General features: G+C 61.4%; 16 protein-coding genes. 10 read left to right on the plus strand and 6 right to left on the minus strand.

Annotated features, from left to right (window positions below):
• Positions 1 to 82: 82 nt before the first annotated feature.
• From nuoK to GGD90_RS12745, 5 genes are read left to right on the plus strand one after another with little or no spacing between them, the layout of a single operon-like run.
• Positions 83 to 388, plus strand: a complete 306-nt coding sequence (nuoK, locus tag GGD90_RS12725) for an NADH-quinone oxidoreductase subunit NuoK (RefSeq protein ID WP_153117217.1) — start codon at positions 83 to 85, stop codon at positions 386 to 388.
• A 6-nt stretch (positions 389 to 394) separates the two neighbouring features.
• Positions 395 to 2,431, plus strand: a complete 2,037-nt coding sequence (nuoL, locus tag GGD90_RS12730) for an NADH-quinone oxidoreductase subunit L (protein ID WP_153117216.1) — start codon at positions 395 to 397, stop codon at positions 2,429 to 2,431.
• A 21-nt stretch (positions 2,432 to 2,452) separates the two neighbouring features.
• Complete coding sequence (locus tag GGD90_RS12735) at positions 2,453 to 3,937, plus strand: NADH-quinone oxidoreductase subunit M (RefSeq protein WP_153117215.1); 1,485 nt, start codon at positions 2,453 to 2,455, stop codon at positions 3,935 to 3,937.
• 30 nt (positions 3,938 to 3,967) lie between these two features.
• Positions 3,968 to 5,452 carry an NADH-quinone oxidoreductase subunit NuoN gene (nuoN, locus tag GGD90_RS12740; protein WP_153117351.1) on the plus strand — a complete coding sequence of 495 codons (1,485 nt, stop codon included), beginning with the start codon at positions 3,968 to 3,970 and terminating at the stop codon, positions 5,450 to 5,452.
• Between the two features lie 17 nt (positions 5,453 to 5,469).
• Complete coding sequence (locus tag GGD90_RS12745) at positions 5,470 to 6,036, plus strand: NUDIX domain-containing protein (RefSeq protein ID WP_153117214.1); 567 nt, start codon at positions 5,470 to 5,472, stop codon at positions 6,034 to 6,036.
• Positions 6,037 to 6,099: 63 nt separating this feature from the next.
• On the opposite strand, the gene GGD90_RS12750 is transcribed toward GGD90_RS12745, so the two are convergent.
• Positions 6,100 to 9,285 carry a bifunctional diguanylate cyclase/phosphodiesterase gene (locus GGD90_RS12750; RefSeq protein ID WP_153117213.1) on the minus strand — a complete coding sequence of 1,062 codons (3,186 nt, stop codon included), beginning with the start codon at positions 9,283 to 9,285 and terminating at the stop codon, positions 6,100 to 6,102.
• A 312-nt stretch (positions 9,286 to 9,597) separates the two neighbouring features.
• The gene (locus tag GGD90_RS12755) at positions 9,598 to 9,885 is read right to left on the minus strand and encodes a high-potential iron-sulfur protein (protein ID WP_153117212.1); all 288 of its coding nucleotides are present in this window, start codon (positions 9,883 to 9,885) and stop codon (positions 9,598 to 9,600) included.
• Positions 9,886 to 10,216: 331 nt separating this feature from the next.
• Between GGD90_RS12755 and GGD90_RS12760 the strand changes: the two genes are divergently transcribed.
• The 5 genes from GGD90_RS12760 to GGD90_RS12780 all read left to right on the plus strand — a co-directional run bounded on the left by GGD90_RS12760 (position 10,217) and on the right by GGD90_RS12780 (position 14,470).
• The gene (locus GGD90_RS12760; RefSeq protein ID WP_153117211.1) at positions 10,217 to 11,281 is read left to right on the plus strand and encodes a hypothetical protein; all 1,065 of its coding nucleotides are present in this window, start codon (positions 10,217 to 10,219) and stop codon (positions 11,279 to 11,281) included.
• Positions 11,282 to 11,437: 156 nt separating this feature from the next.
• A complete protein-coding gene (locus GGD90_RS12765) occupies positions 11,438 to 12,130 on the plus strand; it encodes a hypothetical protein (RefSeq protein ID WP_153117210.1) in 693 nt (230 codons plus the stop codon).
• 36 nt (positions 12,131 to 12,166) lie between these two features.
• Positions 12,167 to 12,451 carry an HPr-rel-A system PqqD family peptide chaperone gene (locus GGD90_RS12770; RefSeq protein ID WP_184415166.1) on the plus strand — a complete coding sequence of 95 codons (285 nt, stop codon included), beginning with the start codon at positions 12,167 to 12,169 and terminating at the stop codon, positions 12,449 to 12,451.
• Positions 12,448 to 13,368 (plus strand): HprK-related kinase A, encoded by a 921-nt coding sequence (locus GGD90_RS12775; protein WP_153117208.1) that lies wholly within the window; start codon positions 12,448 to 12,450, stop codon positions 13,366 to 13,368. Before GGD90_RS12770 ends, GGD90_RS12775 begins: the two co-directional genes overlap by 4 nt.
• Positions 13,262 to 14,470, plus strand: coding sequence for a nucleotidyltransferase domain-containing protein (locus GGD90_RS12780; RefSeq protein ID WP_221227765.1), 1,209 nt, complete (start codon positions 13,262 to 13,264; stop codon positions 14,468 to 14,470). The genes GGD90_RS12775 and GGD90_RS12780 overlap by 107 nt, the downstream gene beginning before the upstream one ends.
• 10 nt (positions 14,471 to 14,480) lie before the next feature.
• Here the strand turns inward: GGD90_RS12780 and GGD90_RS12785 are convergent, their stop codons facing one another.
• The 4 genes from GGD90_RS12785 to prsT all read right to left on the minus strand — a co-directional run bounded on the left by GGD90_RS12785 (position 14,481) and on the right by prsT (position 20,261).
• Positions 14,481 to 15,209 (minus strand): S1 family peptidase, encoded by a 729-nt coding sequence (locus GGD90_RS12785; RefSeq protein WP_228273765.1) that lies wholly within the window; start codon positions 15,207 to 15,209, stop codon positions 14,481 to 14,483.
• 29 nt (positions 15,210 to 15,238) lie between these two features.
• Positions 15,239 to 16,129, minus strand: coding sequence for a transglycosylase SLT domain-containing protein (locus GGD90_RS12790; protein ID WP_153117206.1), 891 nt, complete (start codon positions 16,127 to 16,129; stop codon positions 15,239 to 15,241).
• Between the two features lie 8 nt (positions 16,130 to 16,137).
• Complete coding sequence (locus GGD90_RS12795) at positions 16,138 to 17,418, minus strand: nucleotide sugar dehydrogenase (RefSeq protein ID WP_153117205.1); 1,281 nt, start codon at positions 17,416 to 17,418, stop codon at positions 16,138 to 16,140.
• A gap of 68 nt (positions 17,419 to 17,486) precedes the next feature.
• Positions 17,487 to 20,261, minus strand: a complete 2,775-nt coding sequence (prsT, locus tag GGD90_RS12800) for an XrtA/PEP-CTERM system TPR-repeat protein PrsT (protein WP_228273764.1) — start codon at positions 20,259 to 20,261, stop codon at positions 17,487 to 17,489.
• Between the last annotated feature and the right edge of the window lie 23 nt (positions 20,262 to 20,284).

Below are 20,284 nucleotides of genomic sequence, written 5' to 3' on the forward strand. Positions count from 1 at the left end.
CGGAAACGAGCAGCGCAGCGATGCACCGTGCGGGCAGTGAAGCTGCCGCGCAGGTGCGTCGACAAGAACAACAGGAGACGCCTTGCTGACACTGTCGCACTATCTGATCCTTGCCGCGCTGGTCTTCGCCATCGGCATCGTCGGGATTTTCCTCAACCGGAAGAACCTGATCGTGCTACTGATGTCGATCGAGCTGATGCTGCTCGCCGTCAATACCAACTTCGTTGCCTTCTCTCGTTTCATGAACGACGTCGATGGGCAGGTCTTCGTCTTCTTCATCCTCGTCGTTGCTGCCGCCGAAGCGGCGATCGGTCTGGCGATTCTTGTCGTCCTCTTCCGCAACCTGAAGACCATCCATGTCGATGATCTCGACCAACTCAAGGGCTGAGCGCGCATGGACCTGAAAAGCCTCTCGCTGCTCGCTGTCCTGGCGCCGCTCGCCGGTGCGCTGGTCGCCGGTCTGTTCTGTCGCGTCATTTCGCGCACGCTGGCGCACAGCGCGGCGATCGGTGGCGTTGCCACCGCGCTCGTTGCTTCGCTGCTGATCTTCCGTCAGGTCGCCGACGGCGCGCGCCTCAACGGGCCGGTTTACCAGTGGCTCACTAGCGGCGACTACGCTTTCGAAGTCGGTTTCCTGATCGACCCTCTGACCGCGTCGATGATGCTCGTCGTCACCTTCGTCTCGCTGATGGTGCACATCTACACCATCGGCTACATGCGCGACGACCCCGGCTACAACCGCTTTTTCAGCTACATCTCGCTGTTCACCTTCTCGATGCTGATGTTGGTGATGAGCAACAACTTCATGCAGCTCTTCTTCGGCTGGGAAGCGGTCGGGCTGGTTTCCTACCTGCTGATCGGCTTCTGGTACACGCGGCCGAGCGCGATCTTCGCCAACCTCAAGGCCTTCCTCGTCAATCGCGTCGGCGATTTCGGCTTCATCCTCGGCATTGGCCTGGTGCTTTCGGCCTGCGGCACGCTCGACTACGCGGGCGTCTTCGCGCGTGCGCCGGCGCTGGTCGGCGAAACGATCGCGCTGTTCGGCACCGATGGCGAGGGTGTCTCGCTGCTTACCGCCATCTGCGTGCTGCTGTTCATCGGCGCCATGGGCAAGTCGGCGCAGGTTCCCTTGCACGTCTGGCTGCCCGATTCGATGGAAGGGCCGACGCCGATCTCGGCGCTGATCCACGCGGCGACGATGGTCACCGCCGGCATCTTCATGGTGGCGCGCATGTCGCCGCTGTTCGAGCTGTCCGACGCCGCGCTGTCCTTCGTCATCGTCATCGGCGCGGTCACCGCGCTGTTCATGGGCTTCCTCGGCATCATCCAGAACGACATCAAGCGCGTCGTCGCCTATTCGACCTTGTCGCAGCTGGGCTACATGACCGTTGCGCTCGGTGCGTCGGCGTATTCGGCAGCGATTTTCCATCTGACTACGCACGCCTTCTTCAAGGCCTTGCTCTTCCTCGCCGCCGGCTCGGTGATCATGGCCATGCACCACGAGCAGGACATCCGCAAGATGGGCGGCCTGCGCCGCTACCTGCCGATCACCTGGATCACCTCGCTGATCGGCTCGCTCGCCTTGATCGGCACGCCGCTGTTCTCCGGCTTCTATTCGAAGGATTCGATCATCGAGGCGGTGGCCGCTTCAACGCTGCCGGGCGCCGGCTTCGCCTACGCGGCGATCATCGCCGGCGTATTCGTCACCGCTTTCTACTCCTTCCGCATGTTCTTCCTCGTCTTCCACGGCAAGGAACGCTTCGGCCATGACGAGAAGGCGCACGATGCACACGCTGCGCATGACGAGCAGGCAACGCACGACGAGCACCATGGCCTGGCGCACGGCGAAAAGCCGCACGAGAGTCCGCTGGTGGTGACGGTGCCCTTGCTGCTGTTGGCGATTCCCTCGCTCGGACTCGGCCTGTTCGTGATCGAGCCGATGCTCTTCGGCGACTGGTTTGCCGATGCGATCTTCGTCGACGCAGAAGCGCATCCGGCGATGCGCGAACTCGCCGAACACTTCCACGGCGCCGGCGCGATGGCGCTGCACGGTCTCGCCAGTGCTCCGTTCTGGCTGGCAGCATCAGGCGTCGCACTCGCCTGGTTCCTTTACCTGAAGCGGCCGGAACTGCCGGCCTTGCTGAAGACGCGTCTGCAACCGCTCTACGTGCTGCTGGAAAACAAGTATTACTTCGACCGTTTCTACGAGACCGTCTTTGCCGGTGGTGCCCGCCTGCTCGGCCGAGGGCTGTGGCAAGGCGGTGACGTGCGCGTCATCGACGGCGTCGTCAATGGCTCTGCGCGGCTGGTCGGCTGGTGCGCGTCGCTGCTGCGCTTCTTCCAGTCGGGGCGGATTTACCACTACGCCTTCACGATGATCTTCGGACTACTCGTCCTGATGACGCTGACCCTGTGGGTCGGGCGAGTCTGAGTCGGAATAACCGGGAATACCATGTCAGAGGCTCCACTGCTTTCTCTCGCCATCTGGATACCGATCCTGGCCGGTCTTGCCGTGCTGGCGACCGGTGGCGACCGTAACGCGCCGCTGGCGCGGGTGCTGGCGCTGGCCGGCGCGCTCGTCGGCTTTGCCGTGACGCTGCCGCTGTACACCGGTTTCGATACCAGCACGCCGGCGATGCAGTTCGTCGAGCAGCATCGCTGGATCTCGCGTTTCAATATCGAATACCTGCTCGGTGTCGACGGCATCTCGATGCTGTTCCTCATCCTCAACAGCTTCATCACCGTCATCGTCATCCTCGCTGGCTGGCAGGTGATCGACAGCAAGGTCGCCCAGTACAACGCGGCTTTCCTGATCATGTCGGGATTGCTCAACGGCATCTTCTCGGCGCTCGACGGCGTGCTGTTCTACGTTTTCTTCGAGGCATCGCTGATTCCGCTCTACCTGATCATCGGCATCTGGGGCGGCGCCAACCGCGTCTATGCGGCGTTCAAGTTCTTCCTGTACACGCTGCTCGGCTCGCTGTTGCTGCTGATCGCGCTGCTCTACCTGTTCTTCGCTTCAGGTGGCAGCTTCTCGATTCTCGACTGGCACCAGACGTCGCTGAGCCTGCGCGAGCAGGTGTGGATCTTCCTCGCCTTCCTCGTCGCTTTCGCCGTCAAGATTCCAATGTGGCCGGTGCATACCTGGTTGCCCGACGCACACGTCGAGGCACCGACCGGCGGCTCGATCGTTCTCGCGGCGATCGCCCTGAAGCTCGGCGCCTACGGTTTCGTCCGGTTTTCGCTGCCGATCACGCCTGATGCTTCGCATGAATTGTCCGGCCTGATCGTTGCACTGTCGCTGATCGCCATCGTCTATATCGGCTTCGTTGCGCTGGTGCAGGAAGACATGAAGAAGCTGGTCGCTTATTCGTCGATTGCGCACATGGGTTTTGTCACCCTCGGCTTCTTCATCTTCTCGGCGATCGGCATCGAGGGCGCGCTGATCCAGATGATCTCGCACGGCTTCATTTCGGGCGCCATGTTCTTCTGCATCGGCGTCATGTACGACCGCATGCATTCGCGGCGCATCGCCGATTACGGCGGCGTCGTGAACACCATGCCGAAATTCGCCGCTTTCTTCATGCTCTTCGCCATGGCCAACGCCGGCCTGCCGGCCACCTCGGGCTTTGTCGGCGAATTCATGGTCATCCTTGGCGCGGTGCAATCGAATTTCTGGGTCGCCTTTGCCGCCGCGACGACGCTGATTCTCGGCGCGGCCTATACGCTGTGGATGGTCAAACGCGTGGTCTTCGGCAAGGTCGCCAATGACAAGGTCGCCGCGCTGAACGACATCAATGCGCGTGAGTTCACCATCCTCGCGCTGCTCGCGGCAACGGTCATCGGCATGGGCCTCTATCCGCAGCCCTTCAGTGAAGTGATGCACAGTTCGGTCAATGAACTGCTGCGCCACATCGCCGTCAGCAAGATCCAGTAAGGACGCCGCCGCACCATGACTCTCGCCGAAATGCAATTCGTCCTGCCCGACCTGCGTCCCGCAGCCGCGGAACTGTTCGTCCTGGCGATGAGCTGCCTGATCCTGATCGTCGATCTGTTCGTCAAGGACCCGCGCCGCACGGCCGTTTTCGCACTGACGATTCTGACGCTGCTCGGTGCCGCATTCGTCACCTGGGCGGGTGCTTCGGGTGAAGTGGTCTATACCTTCAGCAACATGTACGTCCATGATTTCATGGCGGATGTGCTGAAGTTGCTGCTCTACCTGACGGTGATCGTCGTCCTCTTCTACGCACGTGCCTACCTGCTCGCCCGGCCCTTGCTCGGACGCAGCGAGTTCTACACGCTGACGCTGTTCGCGACACTCGGCATGATGGTGATGATCTCGGCCGGGCATTTCCTGACGATCTATCTGGGTATCGAGCTGCTGTCGCTGTCGCTTTACGCGATGGTGGCGCTTGACCGCGATTCGCCGACGGCGGCGGAAGCGGCGATGAAGTATCTGGTCCTCGGTGCGCTGGCCTCGGGGCTGCTGCTGTATGGGATGTCGATGGTCTATGGCGCGGTCGGTTCGCTCGAGATCGCCGAAGTCGCCGAGCGCCTGCAGGCCGGGCAGGCCAATCACACCATCCTCGTCTTTGGTCTGGTCTTCCTCGTCGCCGGCATCGCCTTCAAGCTCGGCGTCGTTCCCTTCCACATGTGGATTCCGGACGTCTATCACGGTGCGCCGACGGCGGTGACCCTGTTCCTCGGCACGGCGCCGAAGCTCGCCGCATTCGCCATCGTCATCCGCATGCTGGCCAACGGCCTGATCGTCCTCTCGCACGACTGGCAGATGATGCTGATCCTGCTGGCGGTGCTGTCGATCGGTATCGGCAACATCGCCGCCATCGCCCAGCACAACATGAAGCGCATGCTCGCCTACTCGGCGATCGCGCACATGGGCTTCCTGTTGCTCGCGCTGGCGTCGGGCGTCGTCGGTGGCGATGCGCGCTACGCGCTGAATGCCTACAGCTCGGCGATGTTCTACATCGTCGTCTATGTGCTTTCCAGCGCCGGCACCTTCGGCATGATCCTGTTACTGTCGCGCGCCGGCTTCGAGGCCGACAACATTGACGACTACAAGGGCCTCAACCGTCGCAATCCATGGTTCGCGGCGATGCTGATGATGCTCATGTTCTCGATGGCCGGCATCCCGTTCTTCGTCGGCTTCTTTGCCAAGTTCGCGGTGCTGCAGGCGGTCGTCGCTGCCGGCTATCTGTGGCTGGCGATCGTCGCCGTGCTGCTGTCGGTGGTCGGTGCCTTCTACTACCTGCGCATCGTCAAGCTGATGTACTTTGACGCGCCCGCCGACGCATCGCCGATTCATGCGCCGCTCGAAGTGAAGCTGCTGATTTCGCTGAATGGCCTTGCCGTTGCCGTGCTCGGGCTGTTTCCGGACATCCTGATGTGGTTCTGCCTGCTGGCGGTCCGCCTGTCACTGACGATTCTCGGCTGATCAAGGCAGCGCCGCCGATGCCCAAGCCTGCAGCTGATCCTCTCGCCGAGGAAATGATCGACAGCGAACAGGTGTTTCGCGGCCGCCTGCTCGAAGTGCGTCGCGACCGTGTGCGCCTGCCCGACGGCAAGACCGGCATGCGCGAATACGTCGTGCACCCCGGCGCGGTCGTCATCCTTGCCGAGCTGGATAACGGCGAACTGCTTTTCGAACGCCAGTTCCGCTACCCGCTGCGTCGCGTCTTCCTGGAGCTGCCGGCCGGCAAGATCGATCCCGGCGAAGACATTCTCGCCACGGCGCAGCGCGAGCTGCTTGAGGAAACCGGTCACGTCGCCGATGACTGGCAGCACCTGGGCGTGATGCACCCGTGCATCGGTTACTCGAACGAGCGTATCGAGATATTTCTCGCGCGCGGCCTGCGCCGCGTTTCAGCACCGCAACTTGACGCCGGCGAGTTTCTCGATGTGCTCAGCATGTCTTTCGATGCGGCGGTCGCCGCCGTTGAAAGCGGCGGGATTACCGACGCCAAGACGATTGCGGCGCTGTTCCGTGCCGAGCGGCGGCGGAGCGGACCTTCCCGCTAGCGCTAGCCAGCTTGGCCCCGCCGATGCGTCGCGGGCAGAACCGGCGCAGCTTACCTGCCGCGCTCAGTCCTTGGTGCCGTAGTTGGCGATCCACGCTGCCATCTCTGCCGCAGGCAATGGCCGACTGAAGTAGTAGCCCTGGATTTCGTCGCAGCCGGCTGCCGTCAGTACGCGCAGTTCCTCGTCCTGCTCGACGCCCTCGGCGACAACGCGCAAACCGAGCGTCTGGCCAATGCCGATGATCGCCTTGGTAATGGCCAGGTGCTGCGCGTCATCAAGCATGCCGCGAATGAACGATTGGTCGATCTTCAGCGCATCGATCGGGAAGCGGCGCAAGTAGTTGAGGCTTGAGTAGCCGGTACCGAAGTCATCGATCGACAATTTCAGGCCGCGTTCGCGAATCGCGGCGAGCAACTCGATGGTCTTGCTGACGTCCTCCATCAGCAGCGACTCGGTCAGTTCCAGTTCAAGCATCGACGCTTCCATGCCGGTATCGCGCAGCGTGCTGTCGATCATTGCCAGCAAGCCCGGATCACGCAACTGCAGTGCCGAAAGATTGACCGAGACGGGAATGCTGCCGATGCCGCGCCCACGCCATTCGATGTGCTGACGGCAGGCTTCGCGCAGGATCCAGTTGCCGAGGGGAATGATCAGCCCCGATTCCTCGGCCACCGGGATGAAGCGGATCGGCGAGAGCAGGCCCTTTTCCGGATGCTGCCAGCGCACCAGCGCTTCAATGCCGACCAGTTTCTGGCTGCGGGTCGCGATGCGCGGCTGGTAGTACAGGCACAGTTCCTCGCGTTCGATGGCGTGACGCAATTCGTTCTCGATGGACAGTCGCTCGCTCGCCTGAATGCTCAGTTCCGGCGTGAAGAACTGGGCGTTGTTGCGCCCCGATGTCTTGGCCAGATACATCGCCGCGTCGGCGTTGCGCATCAGCAGGTCGATTTCTTCGGCATCGTCGGGGTAGACGGCGATGCCTACGCTGCACGAGACGAACAGTTCGGCGCCGTCGATGTCGTGCGGCTGACGGATGCGCGGAATCAGGCGCTGGTAGACGATCTCCATGACCTCATCGGTATGCTCGAAGCCGTTGAGGATGATGACGAACTCGTCGCCACCGAGGCGGCTGACGGTGTCGGCGGCACGCACGCCGTCGATCAGGCGCCTGGCGACCGAGCGCAGCAAGGCGTCGCCAATATGGTGGCCGAGCGAGTCGTTGATGTTCTTGAAACGATCAAGGTCGATGAAGAGTACGGCGATCTTTTGTCCGCTGCGCTGTGCCTGCTGCATCGCCAGCCGCAGGCGCTCGATGCAAAGCGCGCGGTTGGGCAGGTCGGTCAGCGGGTCGTGGTGCGCCAGATGCTGGATGCGTTCCTCGTTCGACTTGCGCTCGCTGATGTCGCGCGCGGCGGCGATGAAGTGGGTGATCTGGCCGTCGCCATCTCGTACGGCATTGACCAGCAGCCAGACCGGAAAGCTCTCGCCGCTCTTGCGGCCGAGCCAGGCTTCGCCCTGCCAGGATCCCTGAATCGCCGCCAGCCGCCAGATTTCGCTGAAGAAGGCCGCATCGCTGCGCTTGCTGGCGAGCACCGAGGATGCCGGCAGATCAGCGAGTTCCGAGGGGTCAAAGGCGCTGGTGCGGCTGAAGGCGCGGTTGACGTCGATGATGAAGCCTTCGGCGTTGGTGACGAGGATGCTTTCCGACGAGGCCTCGAAGACGCGCGCCCACATCGCCAGCCGGCGTTCCATCTGCTTGATGCGGTTGATCGGCGTGAACGTGGCAAGCACCGCGTCGCGACCCTGATAGACCAGCCGGCGCGCGGCGAGCAGTGCCCAAGACGGCGCCTCGCCGGGTCGCTGCCAGCGCGCTTCGAATTCGCGGACTTCGCCGATATCGGCAAGGCGCTGGAAGAAACCGGTACGTGCGTGCGGCTCGAGCATCATCTGCCACGGGTTCTTGTCGCAGTTGCCGAGCCAGACCTGAGCCGGGCCGTTGGCGTGCAGTACCTCGTGGTAGGGAATGGCGGTGACAACCAGCGGAATCGGAATCGCCTCGACCATTTCGCGCTGCGTCGCCGCGGCGCGCGCGCTGGCGGCCAGTTCCTGCTCGACCAGGCGCAGTTGATCGAGCTGCTCAAGCATGCCGTTGAATGCCTTGAGCAGACGACCGATTTCGTCGCTGCTCGCCGTGTCCTCGTCCCTGCGCTCGGCGCGCAAGCTGTAGTCGCCCGTTTCGCGCACGCGCGTGGCGACGTCGGACAGCTTGCGCAGCGGCAGAGCGATCTGCCGTGCGACGAAGAATACGACTGACAGGATCAGCATCAGCAAGACCAGCGCGGCGCCAAGGTGCGTCCACATGCGTTCGTAAAGGTGGCTGACGCGTGCCGCCAGTAGTCCGTCCATTGCCGTTTGTGCAGCGCCCCAGGCGGCTGCAGCGGCCTGCAATGCAGCTGCGTGCGTGACCATCAGCGACTGTGCTTGCTCCGGCCCGGTCTCGATGATTGCCCGCGACGACTGGCGGAATGCCTCCAGAGCCTCGCGCAGCGAAGTCCGCGTCGGTGTCAGTCGGGTTGTGAGCGCTTTGTCGCCGGCGGCGAGCGCTTCGGCGTAGTCGCTTTCGCTGCCATTGACGATGGCGTCGAGGCGGCCTTCGAGTATCAGGTATTGGGTCAAGGCCTCGCCGCGCGTCGCTGCCGGCAGCGACGCCGTGGCCTTGGCCTGCCGCGCTGTCAGGTCAAGCAGTTCGACCAGTTCCGGGAAGCGCAGCACGATCAGCGACATGGTGTAGTAACTGTCGAGATCGGGGTCGAGGATCAGGTTCGACTGGTTGCCGACGCGGGTAATCAGCGCGCGGCCACGCGCCAGCGCGCTGCCGCTCGTCTTTGTGCTGAGGTTTTCGTCAGCCAGCGCTACAAGTGCGCCAGCGAAGGCGCTGGCGACGTCGCTGCTGCCGAGTTCCGCGCCCAGGTTTTGTTCGGTGCGTTCGATCGCTGTCGCGAGCGTTTTGCTCTCGCTGGCGCTGGGTACGCTTGCCAGCGTACCGCCCGCTGCCACGAAAGCATCGCGCACCGATGCGATGTAGGCATTGCCGACGATTTCCTTGCGCGCGAAATCGATGGCGATGAATTTCTCATTGACCAGAATGCCGGAGACGAAAATCACCGCCGACAGGTCGAGAAGATAGATCAGCATCAGCTTGCGACCGACGCTCAGGCGGCTGATCAGTCGCAGCAGGGGGGCAAACATGCGGTTAATCACCAGGACTCTGTTATGTCCGTCACCGGTCTCGGCCGGTTTCGGTTCAATGTGACAAGTAAACTACAGGACGGTAATTTCCGCTTTCAATAGGGGTCAATCGCTACAGGTCGCCAGGCTCTGGCGGTAACACTGTCGCTGCGTATCATACGGCCGACACGGCAGTGAGCGCCATGCAAGGCAAACGGCTGTTTGATCAGGATCAGTTTTTTGCCTTTCTCGACGCATTCGACCCGCCAAAAACAAACGCCGGGCAATGCCCGGCGTGAAGACTGACGGCAGCGTGCGCTGCCAGGGAGCAGGCTACTTCTTGACGATGAAGGCGTCGCAGTAGCCACCGGGAGCGATTTCGTTATCGCCCGGGATGACCTTGCAGCCGCCAGCGGCGGTTGGCGACGCTCCCGGGACGAACTGCGCACAGCCGGAGCATTTCTTGCCGTCCTTGGCGGTGTCCTGGTAGTTGAAAGCCTTGCGCATGGCAGCATTGGTTCCTGCGAAGGCATTGCCGGCAACGGAAAGCACCGGGATGGCGGCGAGCGCGGTACAGCCAATCTTGAGCAGCCTGCGACGGGAAGTGCTGTGGTCGTTCATGGTGTCATCCTCTTGTTGGAAAAATGGCGAAACCTTGCTTGGGTTCCGTCCGTAATGATCGCTCAGTGCTCAGACACTTACAACAGTTCGTGTCGACTCTTTGTCGCATTTGAGTCATCTTTGTGTGAAGTGTGACAAGGCCGTGTCCAAGTCCTCTTCGTCATCCTGAAAAATCCGGAAAGGGCATGTAGCATGCTCACGTGCTGCGCTGCTGTTGGCTTTGCCGGAGCGCGGCGAGAACTTTTAACCTGCCAGCTGGCGATTGCGCTTGCCAACGACCTTGTTTCGCTGAGGAGTCGAAATGTCGTGCCGAGTCATCAATAGAATCTCAGTGGCTGCTGTCCTCGCTCTTTGTTGCTCTTCCGTGCCGGCTTTTCAGCTGTCGCCAAGCGGAACGCTGATCGAACGTCAGCGCGCTGATCTCAATCTGCCGTGGTACCAGCGTTTCCAGTTGGGGGTCGCCGGGCGCGGCGTGCACCAGTTTACGCACCCGGTGCATGAGCAGATCACGCATCGGATTTACGGTTGCATGGTCGAGTCCGCGTGTCAGAACCCCGATTCAGAGTATGCGCCGCCGACTGTCATCGCCGGTGTGCGCTGGAACGACGATCCTCCCTTCCGTCTGAATGGAAGCAGTATCGGTCAGTGCCGGGTGCAGGAAACGGTGCGCGTGATCACCCAGCCGGTGTGCTGGTACCGACTGTTCAAGGATGCCGAGCAGAAATCGAAGACGACCTTCTTTGACGCTGATAACGCAGGCGGCAACCTGATGTACCGCTCGCATTTCGGCGATCTGCAGTTCCTGCATGCGATGGCGGCACAGGATGGCGAGACGGCGAGTGTCACGCGCGAACGCATCCTCATGTGGGGCGAGTTCGCCTGGGCGGTCGCGTCAGGCGACTATACCGGCGCGCAGCGCCTGGCTGAGGTACCGCTTACCGGCTTCTCGGCATTCTTCGGCAAGGTCGGCTGGACGGTGCAGGATCTGTTTTCGCTCGGGAATCCGGCGCTGCGCAAGAACCTTCCCGACATCGCTTTTGGCAGCTTGCTGCACCTCGTTGAGGACAGCTTTGCGCAGGGGCACGTCGAGCGGCGCGATCCGCTTGCCGGAGAGCGCTGTCCCGTGGGCAAACAGGCCAAGCCCGGACGTGTCGTATCCTTCCACTCCTACGTTCATCAGGACCATCAGAAGCACGGCGACTACGACTCGCCAGACGCGTTGCTGCGGGGCTTGCTGGACCCCGGCGTGAACGTGGTTATCGTCGGCCAGACGCTGAAAGCGATGTACGAGGACAAAAAGGACTGGCCGCTCGTCAGGGACTACCTAGAATGCATCTTCGATCTTGACGATCCCTCAGCCAAGGCTGATGCTGGTGCGGGTTTTTCCCTGCAGTGAGCGTCATCGGCGGCTATTCCGGGATGCGGGCGGCCTTGGATGCAAGGCAGGAGGGGGTTCATACGAAATGCTGAAAGTGTGAAATCGCTCACACAGTAACGCGGCGCTCTTTGCTACCCTTGCTTCGTAAGTGCGTGGGCGCCTGAAAGGCTTGTCATGGAAGAAAAAGAGTCACTTGTTGAACGTAACCCTGCCTCGGAGGAGGCGCAGGTTCAGTCTTCCGAAGAAGGTGTCGCCCACTCTCGTCGGCGCCTGTTCCGTCAGGGGGCTGCGGTTGTCGCGGTAACGCTGGTGAGTCGGCCTGTTCTGGCGTGGCACTGCAAATCACCCTCGGCTTGGGGCTCCGAGCAGCTCAATCCGAACACCAGTCTGAAGACCAACGCCGGGCATGCGTCCTATGCTGACGAGACGTGGACCATTGATAACTGGGTCAACAACACATCGCGCAACAGCTTCGGACAACCTTGGGGAAAACTCAAGAGTAGTTACAGCAAGGTCTACGACAAGACAAACAAGACTGGCGGTCAGTTCGACTTTAGGAAGGTCACCGTTGGCAAGCTGTTCTCAACTGTTGGGGCGCTGACCAGGCCGAGCGGTATGAGCGACACTGACATTGTTGTTAATGTTCTGAATACTAAGGACTTCAGAAGTTACGTGATTGTTGCGCAGCTGAATTACCTGTTGCTGGCCCCTCTAGCGACACCTAACGACCTTGATCGTTGCGTAACACTGGTTGAACTAAAGGAAATGGCGACCGGTACCTATACGCCACCGAACATGCGGCACGTTGTCTGGGGCCAGGGCCAGATCATTGAGTACCTCAATAACAACTGGATTGTCGTCCCCTGATCGGATGGGGCGCGGGTTGTCAGGGCGTCATTGATCTTGATTCGATACGGGCTGTATAGCTCCTCTTTGGTGTTTCGCCATTTCGATGGCGGTGATTTGTCGGTGGTTTTTGATCCGCGTAGCGGCGACACACATTTGCTTGACGCTGTCTCTTTCGAGACTTGTCAGGTCCTTGTCAGCGGACCAGCGACAGTCGATCAAATCAAGCGCTCCATGCTTGTCGAATTCACCGCTGAAGACCCCGCGATGATATGTCAAGCAGTTGATGCGGCGATTGAGCGGCTGAGATATTCCGGTTTGCTTGGCAGCGTCAGCAATTGAACGTTTCCGGTCTTACACGAAGTGCCGTTGCTGATGCCTTGTCTGGGGGGGGGCTGTATATCGGCATCCTCCCGTTCACGGTTCGACTAGCCTCGAATGTCTCCGCGCTGGGCGACGATGTCCTTCGCCTGTACGGCGATTTTCCCCTTGTCGATTCAAACGGCTTTGCCGACTTCCATGTCGAGGTTTCGTACGAACGAGGATTCCGGCGCTGGTTCAAGCCACTCGTACGCTTTTATTTCGACGGGCGTCCCTCGTTCATTCCGCTACCGGTGCATCAGGCTTTTGCCATGCTCGAATGGGGAATCAACTGGTGTGTTGCGGCGCATGCCCACCAGTACCTGATCATCCATGCCGCAGTGATTGAACGTGACGGGCGTTCCATGATCCTGCCCGCGCCTCCCGGTTCAGGCAAGAGCACCCTGTGTGCGGCGCTGATCAACCGCGGCTGGCGCCTGCTGTCGGATGAACTGGCGCTCTATGATATGGACGCTGGCCTGGTCTATGGTATGGCGCGGCCGGTCAATCTGAAGAACCAGTCGATCGGCATCATCCGGGCGCACGCGCCTGAAGCGGTCATTACGGCTCCCGTGGCAGATACAACGAAGGGCACGGTCGCGTTGATGAAACCACCGCCGGAAAGCGTTCGCCGTGCGCGCGAGCCGGCGCGACCCGCCTGGATCGTTCTGCCGCGTTATCAGGCGGGCGCCGACGCATTGCTTGAACGCCACGAGAAAGCGCGGACCTTCATGTTGCTCGCTGAACAGTCGTTCAACTACAACGTTCACGGGCGGGCCGGATTCGATGGGATTGGCGATCTCGTCGAGCGTTGCGAATGCTATCAATTCACTTACAGCCGCCTTGACGATGCGGAACGTGTTCTGGGCGAGTTGGCCAAGGCGGGTTCCCTTGTCTGAAACCGAGCTCGTCGTCCGCGCCCTGCAGGAGTCTTGTCAGCCAGCTTCGCTGTCTTTGGCGGAATGGGATTTGCTGATCCGTCAGGGGCGTCGTGCCAATCTGCTGGGGCGCCTGGCCATCGGGCTTTCGCGTGCGAACACCTTGCTGGCAGTTCCGGCGCAGCCGAGAATGCACCTGATTTCCGCGGCGAAGATGGCCGAGCGGCAGAATCTGGCGATCCGCTGGGAGGTGTCTTGCATCGCCGAGGCGCTGGCGAGTGCTGGCGTCGATCTGATCCTGCTCAAGGGCGCGGCTTATGTCATGGCCGGATTGCCGACGGCCGAGGGGCGGACCTTCTCCGACGTCGATATCCTGGTGCCCAAGGAGCAGATCGAGGAGGCCGAGAGTGCCCTGATGATCCACGGCTGGCAGGGCGCGCATCACGATGCTTACGACCAGCGCTATTACCGGCAATGGATGCACGAAATTCCGCCGATGCTGCATGTGCGACGGGGCACAACGATCGACGTGCACCACACCATCCTGCCCGAAACCGCCCGCGTCAAAGTCAATACGGCGGCGCTGTTCGAAGATCCGCTGCCGGTCGCCGGTTTCAGCAATGTCCATGTGCTGCAACCCATCGACATGGTGCTGCACAGCGCCACCCATCTCTTTCACGAAGGGGAACTGGACAACGGGTTGCGCGACCTGTTCGACCTTGACTCCCTGTTCCGTCATTTCGGCGACGACGCAAGCTTCTGGGCCGGATTATTGTCGCGGGCAGAGGTCCTCGGGCTGCAGCGTCCGCTTTACTACGCGATCGTTTTCGCGAGGCAGATGCTTGATACGCCGGTTCCGCCCACCGTGATCGCAGCGCTGCCGGGCATTGCTCCCGGGCCGGCGGTACGCTGGCTCATGCACTTCTGCTACGCGCGCGCCCTGCGTCCGAACCATGCCAGCTGCCATGTACGTGGCGCCTGGCTGGCGAAGAAAGCGCTGTACATCCGTGCGCACTGGCTGCGCATGCCCTTCTTTCTGCTCGTCCGCCATCTCACGCACAAGGCGCTGCTGCGACCGCCGAAGGATGAACGTGCGCCGGCGCCGGAGCGCCAGGGGCTCTGATCGCTTCTTCTCAGCGCGTCTCGAGCAGGTTTTTGAGGTAATTGGCCGGAATTGCGTAGCTGATCCCGGATGGTGCGCTGAGCGCGGCTTCCTTGGTTCCCTTGATGAAAACCATGTTGATGACGCCGATGACGTCGCCTGTCTCGACCTCAAAGACCGGACTGCCGCTGTTGCCCGGGTAAGCCGTGGCATCCAGCTGGAAGATGTTGAAGCTGCCGCTCTTGATGCGGCGGATGACCTTTTCGTTGAGCTGCTGGGCGTTGCCGCCCGGCAGGACGATCGGCGTCACCGACGAGACCATGCCGCGGTGAGTGACCGGCGAGAAACCGAGCGCGCCGCCGATCGGAAAACCGGTAAAGCCGATCGCCTGACCTTCGCGCACCAGATCGGAATTACGCAGCTTGACTGCGGGCAGGGCTGCACCCTCAATTCGCAGCAGGGCGAGGTCGTGCTCGCGGTCACGCGTTTCGAGATACGCTCGCCGCACTTGCGGCTCGTTGCCGACGCGCGCCTGGATCACCAACGCCGGTCCGTCCGGATCGCCGCCTTCCGGGACAACATGTGCGTTGGTCGCGACGAGCTTGCCATCGCCGACGACGAATCCCGTACCGCGCAGAACGAATTGCGGACTGTCTGTTTTCTTGTAGGTGCCGACGACGACAATCGACGGCTTGACGCGTTCGATTGCTTCCAGCATGTCGGCGGTGGCGAGGGAGGGGAGCAGGAGCAGTCCCGCCATCACACCTGCCCGCTGAGCGCGCATCCTGATCACATCAAGCGCCGCGAGGATATCTTCGGCAGCTCCGGCGACGGGGCTGTGATTCCCGCATCAAACGGATGATCTTCGCGTTTGAATATTTCGCGGATGCGTTGCACGTAGCCCCGTGTTTCGGGGAAGGGCGGAATGCCGTGGAAGCGTTCTACCGTTCCCTCGCCGGCATTGTAGGCTGCGGCGACGAGTGCGACATCGCCCTGGAAGTAGGCTAGCAGCCAGCGCAGGTAGGACAGTCCGCCGCGGATGTTCTGTTCGGGGTCGAAGGGTTTGCGCACATTGAAGCGCTCTGCCGTTTCCGGAATCAGCTGCATCAGCCCCTGCGCATTCTTCGGCGAAACGGCGCCGGGGTTGAAGTTCGATTCGGCGCGGATGATCGCCATTGCCAGCCGCGGCTGCACCCCGTAGTCGGGCGCCAGCTTCAGGACGATGTCCATAAGCTTGCGTTGTTCGGGCGGCGCTGCGTCGACCAGATCGCTGCCCTCGCTGTCGAAAAGGCATGCAGGTGGCTTGCTCACCGGGTCTCCCACCTGACGCAACATGCGCTGCGACAGCTTGTCGCCCTGTTTTGCAGCCATCGTGAAGAAGTAGGCGGCTGTCGCATCGTCGCGGGCAATGCCGCGCCCGTTGGCGTACATCCAGCCGAGCTCGTACTGCGCTTCAAGATCGCCAAGCCGCGCCGCTTCGCAATACAGTTGTACGGCTTTCGCCGGGTCACGGCTGACGCCATTGCCGCGCTCGAAGTCACGGGCTTCAAGGCGTAGCGCCGACGCGCGCAGGCTGCTGTCCGGCCCGGCGAATGCGGGTTCGGCGCAGGCAGCCATAACGAGCAGGGTGGCAAAGGCCCGGCGCGCGAGCTGCGAAGAGCTTTGCCTTGCAGAGTGCATCGCTGCGCCTACAGTCGCCAGAGATCGACACCCGCAGCCGCAAAAGCCGACGGGTCGAGTGCGCTTTTCACATCGATGACGACGCCCGGTTTTTCAAGTTTGGCGAGAAACTCTGCTGTCGGGCGCGACTTGAATTCACGATGATTGACGGCGGCAACGATGGCGGCGGCCTTCGGCAGCGCGTCCCACGCGACCAGATCGACGCCGTATTCGTGCCGCGCTTCAGCGGCGTCGGCGACCGGGTCGTGGACGACGACCTTCGCCCCATACGATTCGAGTTCGCGGATGACGTCGATCACGCGCGAGTTGCGTAGGTCCGGGCAGTCTTCCTTGAAGGTCAGGCCAAGAACGATGATCGGGGCATCCTTGATCGGGTGGCCGTTGCGCACCAGATGCTTGATCGTCTGCTCGGCGATGAACTTGCCCATGCCGTCGTTGATGCGCCGGCCGGCGAGGATCACTTCGGGGTGATAGCCGAGTTTTTGCGCCTTGTGCGTCAGGTAGTACGGATCGACGCCGATGCAATGACCACCGACCAGACCGGGACGGAAGGGCAGGAAATTCCACTTCGTACCAGCTGCCTGCAGCACTTCCAGCGTGTCGATGCCGATCTTGTCGAAGATGATCGCCAGTTCGTTCATCAGCGCGATGTTGAGGTCGCGCTGGGTGTTTTCGATCACCTTGGCAGCTTCGGCGACCTTGATGCTTGACGCCGGGAAAACGCCGGCGGTGATGATCGCACCATAGATTTCCTCGACCTTGGCCAGCGTTTCCGGCGTGTCACCGGAGACCACCTTGATGATCTTGGTGACCGTACGTTCCTTGTCGCCGGGATTGATGCGTTCCGGCGAGTAGCCGATGAAGAAGTCCTTCTTCCAGGTTTTTCCCGACTCGCGCTCGATGATCGGAATGCAGACTTCCTCGGTTGCGCCCGGATAGACCGTTGATTCGAAGACGACGATGGCGCCTTGCTTCAGGTTCTGCCCGACACAGGTCGACGAGCCGACGAGCGGGCTGAAGTCGGGTTGGTGCGCGTCGTCGACCGGCGTTGGCACGGCGACGACGATGAAGTCGGCGTCGCGCAGTGCTGCCGGATCGGTGCCGACTTCGAGCAGCCTTGCCGCCTGCAGTTCTTCGCTGCTGACTTCACCGGTCGGGTCGACGTGGCGCTTGTAGGCTTCAATCTTGGCTGCCGAAAGATCGAAACCGATGGTGCGGTATTTCTTGCCGAACTCAACGGCCAGTGGCAAACCCACGTAGCCGAGGCCGACGACTGCAATTGTTGTCATTATTTTCCCGGTGAGAATTAGTGAAAGTCAAAAACGATGATTGCGAAACCGGTGTATTGCCAACGGCCTCAGAGACCTTGCTGGAGTTTGGTGACTTCAGTCTGATTGGCAAACTTGTCGCCGAGCTTTGCCAAGGCATCGAGTTCCTTGCGCGCTTCGTCTTTCTTGCCGGCGCCGATCAGCACCCGCGCCAGATTCAACTGGATGTTCGCGGCCTGTGGTGCAATTGTCAGCGCCTTGCGCAGCAGTTCGATGGCTTTCGCCGATTCACCCTTTTCCGCGAGCAAGACGGCAAGGGTATCCATGAAAGCGGGCTGGTTTGGCGCCAGCTGATTCGACCTCTCGGCGTATTCAAGCGCCTTGGCCGACTTCAGCTTTCCGGACACCCAGGCGAGATTATTGAGTACCAGCGGATTGTTCGGCTGGATGTCCAGCGCCGCACGATAGCGTTGCGCCGCTTGCGCGTATTCCTCTCGGCCGTTGGCGATATCGCCCTGGTGCATGTGCAGGGCAATGTCTTTCGGGTGCTCACGGTGCCAGCCTGCGGCCATTTTTTCCGCTTCGGCAGCATTGCCCGAGGCAAGCAGTACCGAGTACAGCTTGACGGCAAGTTCGGGGGCGGCCGCCAGCTTCAGTGCGTTGCGGTAGGCTGAGTTTGCTTCGTTCCATTCCTTGGCGGCGGCGTGGACGTCGCCTTCAAAGGCAAAACCGCTGGCTTCCTTCGGTCGCTGCTTCTGGATTTCACGAGCCATGGCGAGGGCATCGGCCGGCTTATTGCTATCAAGGGCCAACAGGATCAGTCCGCGTTGTGCCTCGATCAGGTCAGGCTTGATTTCCAGCGCCTTCTTCAGGCTCTTCGCCGCTTCGTCCTTGTTCTTGTTGGCCAGGTGAATTTCGGCGACGCGCAGCTGTGGCAGAGGCGATCCGGGTTGCAGTGCCGCCAGTTTGCCGAAGGTGACCAAGGACTGGTTGCTGTCACCGGCCAATTGTTGGGTGCGGCCAAGAGCGTCGAGGATTTCGGGCTTGTCGGGGATCGCAGCAATGGCATCGTTGGCAGCCGCCAGTGCTTTCTTGTTGTCCTTGGTGTTGATGTGGTACTGGATCAGCGCCAGCCGCGGCCCTGATTCACCCGGGTTGGCGGCGATCGCCTTGCCGATCAGGCCGGCAACTTCATCCGGTGTGCCGCCATTGGCTGCGCGCAGTTCTGCGAGTGCCAGCAGCGCCTGAGCATTTTTCGGGTCGGCGGCAAGTACGGAATCGAAACGCTTGCGCGCGTCATCCGGTTTCTTGTCGGCAAGGTCGAGAGCGGCCAGGCTTGCCGCCGCCGGAAAGAAGGCGTGGTTGATCGCGAGCGCCTTTTCAAAGCTCTGGCGTGCGGCCGGAACGTCTTTCTTGGCGAGCAGGGTACGTCCGCGCAGGTTGAAGGTCGCGGGGTTGTCAGGCTGTTTCTTGTCGAGGGCGTCGATGGCGCGCAGAGCCTTGTCCAGCTGATTGTTGCGCAGATAGGCCGCGATCAGCGCGAGATCAGCGGTCGTTCCTTTGTCGTTCGAAGAAATCTGCTCGAGTTCGGCGTAGGCGCCGGTGGTGTTGCCCTGCGCAAGGTGTGCCAGCGCCAGTGCCGTCTTTTTACCTGAATCGTTCGGTTCGAGTTTGCTCGCCTTGCTCAGGTATTCCGCGGCTTTGTTGGCGTCACCGCTTTGCAGATAAGCCTCGCCGGCGAGCGCCAGCAATGCGGCATCCTTGTCCACCTGATTGAGTACCGGTTGCAAGGCCGCGATCGCCTTGCTCGGCTGACCCGTGCGTAAATGGTTTGAAACAAGAAGTCGGCGTGCCAACGGCAATTGCGGTGCGGCTTGCAGCGCGCGGTTCAGGTAGGTTTCAGCTTGCGCGTAGGAGCGCAGCTGGAATTCGGCTGCGCCGGCGAGTTGCAGGACATTCGGGTTGTTGGGAGAGAATTTCAGCAATTGCTGCGCCAGTTCGCGCGTTGCCTTGTAATCCTTGCGCTGATAGGCGGCTTGCGCGTCGAGATAGATCGTCTGCGGATTTTGCGGCGCGATTTTCTTCAGCGCCTCGATGGCCTTGCCGGCTTCGTCAAACTTCTGTTGCTGGAAGAGGCTGGAGATGAGCGCGGAGTGGGCGGCCAGGAAATCCGGTCTGGTCTCGATCGCCTTGCGGAAGAAAAGCAGGCTCGCTTCAGTCTCGCCCTTGGCCGCCAGCAGGGCACCCTTGAGCAGCAGCGCGTCTTCATTCTTTGCGTCTTCGGCGAGCACGCTTTCGACGATGGCTTGCGCTTCATCGAGGTTCTGGGCAGAGGCCTTGTTGCGCGCATCGAGCAGTTTGGCTGGCGCGTAATCCGGCTGCGCCGCCAGCGCCGCAGCCAGTGCCTTCGCTGCCGCTTCTTTGTCGCCCTGAACAGCGTAGGCGATGCTCAGCGTCGTTTTCAGATTCGCTTGCGCTTCCCCGGCAGTCAGTTCGGCCTTGGCGAATTCGTCGGTGACTTTCTTCGGCTGTCCGGTGGATAGAACTGTTCTGGCGAGCAGCGGCAGCGTCTGCTCATTGGCGTAGCGAAGATCAAAGGCTTTGCGCAGTTCGACTTCGGCACCGCTGACATCGCCGCTGTCGAGCAGCGCCTTGCCCAGCAAAAAGCGGGCTTCGCCGAGATTCGGATCCTTTTGCAACGCGTTCTTCAGCTGGATGATCGCTGCCTTATTGTCGTGTTTGGCGATGAAGTCCTTGCCCGAAGCGATCAGGGTTTGCGGATTGTCATCGTTGCAGCCGCCGAGCAAGCCGGAGAGCAGAACGGCGGAAATCGCCACCGCCAGTGTGGAGTTGCGCATTTTCATGAACGTTGTCTTTCGCAGATGAA

It is taken from the genome of Rhodocyclus tenuis, assembly GCF_014197755.1.
GTDB classification, from domain to species: Bacteria; Pseudomonadota; Gammaproteobacteria; order Burkholderiales; family Rhodocyclaceae; genus Rhodocyclus; species Rhodocyclus tenuis.

Coding starts and splice junctions, on each gene's coding strand:
- nuoL (WP_153117216.1), top strand. CDS start 395: ATGGACCTGAAAAGCCTCTCGCTGCTCGCTGTCCTGGCGCCGCTCGCC.
- GGD90_RS12750 (WP_153117213.1), bottom strand. CDS start 9,285: ATGTTTGCCCCCCTGCTGCGACTGATCAGCCGCCTGAGCGTCGGTCGC.
- nuoN (WP_153117351.1), top strand. CDS start 3,968: ATGCAATTCGTCCTGCCCGACCTGCGTCCCGCAGCCGCGGAACTGTTC.
- GGD90_RS12790 (WP_153117206.1), bottom strand. CDS start 16,129: ATGCACTCTGCAAGGCAAAGCTCTTCGCAGCTCGCGCGCCGGGCCTTT.
- GGD90_RS12795 (WP_153117205.1), bottom strand. CDS start 17,418: ATGACAACAATTGCAGTCGTCGGCCTCGGCTACGTGGGTTTGCCACTG.
- GGD90_RS12765 (WP_153117210.1), top strand. CDS start 11,438: ATGGAAGAAAAAGAGTCACTTGTTGAACGTAACCCTGCCTCGGAGGAG.
- GGD90_RS12735 (WP_153117215.1), top strand. CDS start 2,453: ATGTCAGAGGCTCCACTGCTTTCTCTCGCCATCTGGATACCGATCCTG.
- GGD90_RS12785 (WP_228273765.1), bottom strand. CDS start 15,209: ATGGCGGGACTGCTCCTGCTCCCCTCCCTCGCCACCGCCGACATGCTG.
- prsT (WP_228273764.1), bottom strand. CDS start 20,261: ATGAAAATGCGCAACTCCACACTGGCGGTGGCGATTTCCGCCGTTCTG.
- GGD90_RS12745 (WP_153117214.1), top strand. CDS start 5,470: ATGCCCAAGCCTGCAGCTGATCCTCTCGCCGAGGAAATGATCGACAGC.
- GGD90_RS12755 (WP_153117212.1), bottom strand. CDS start 9,885: ATGAACGACCACAGCACTTCCCGTCGCAGGCTGCTCAAGATTGGCTGT.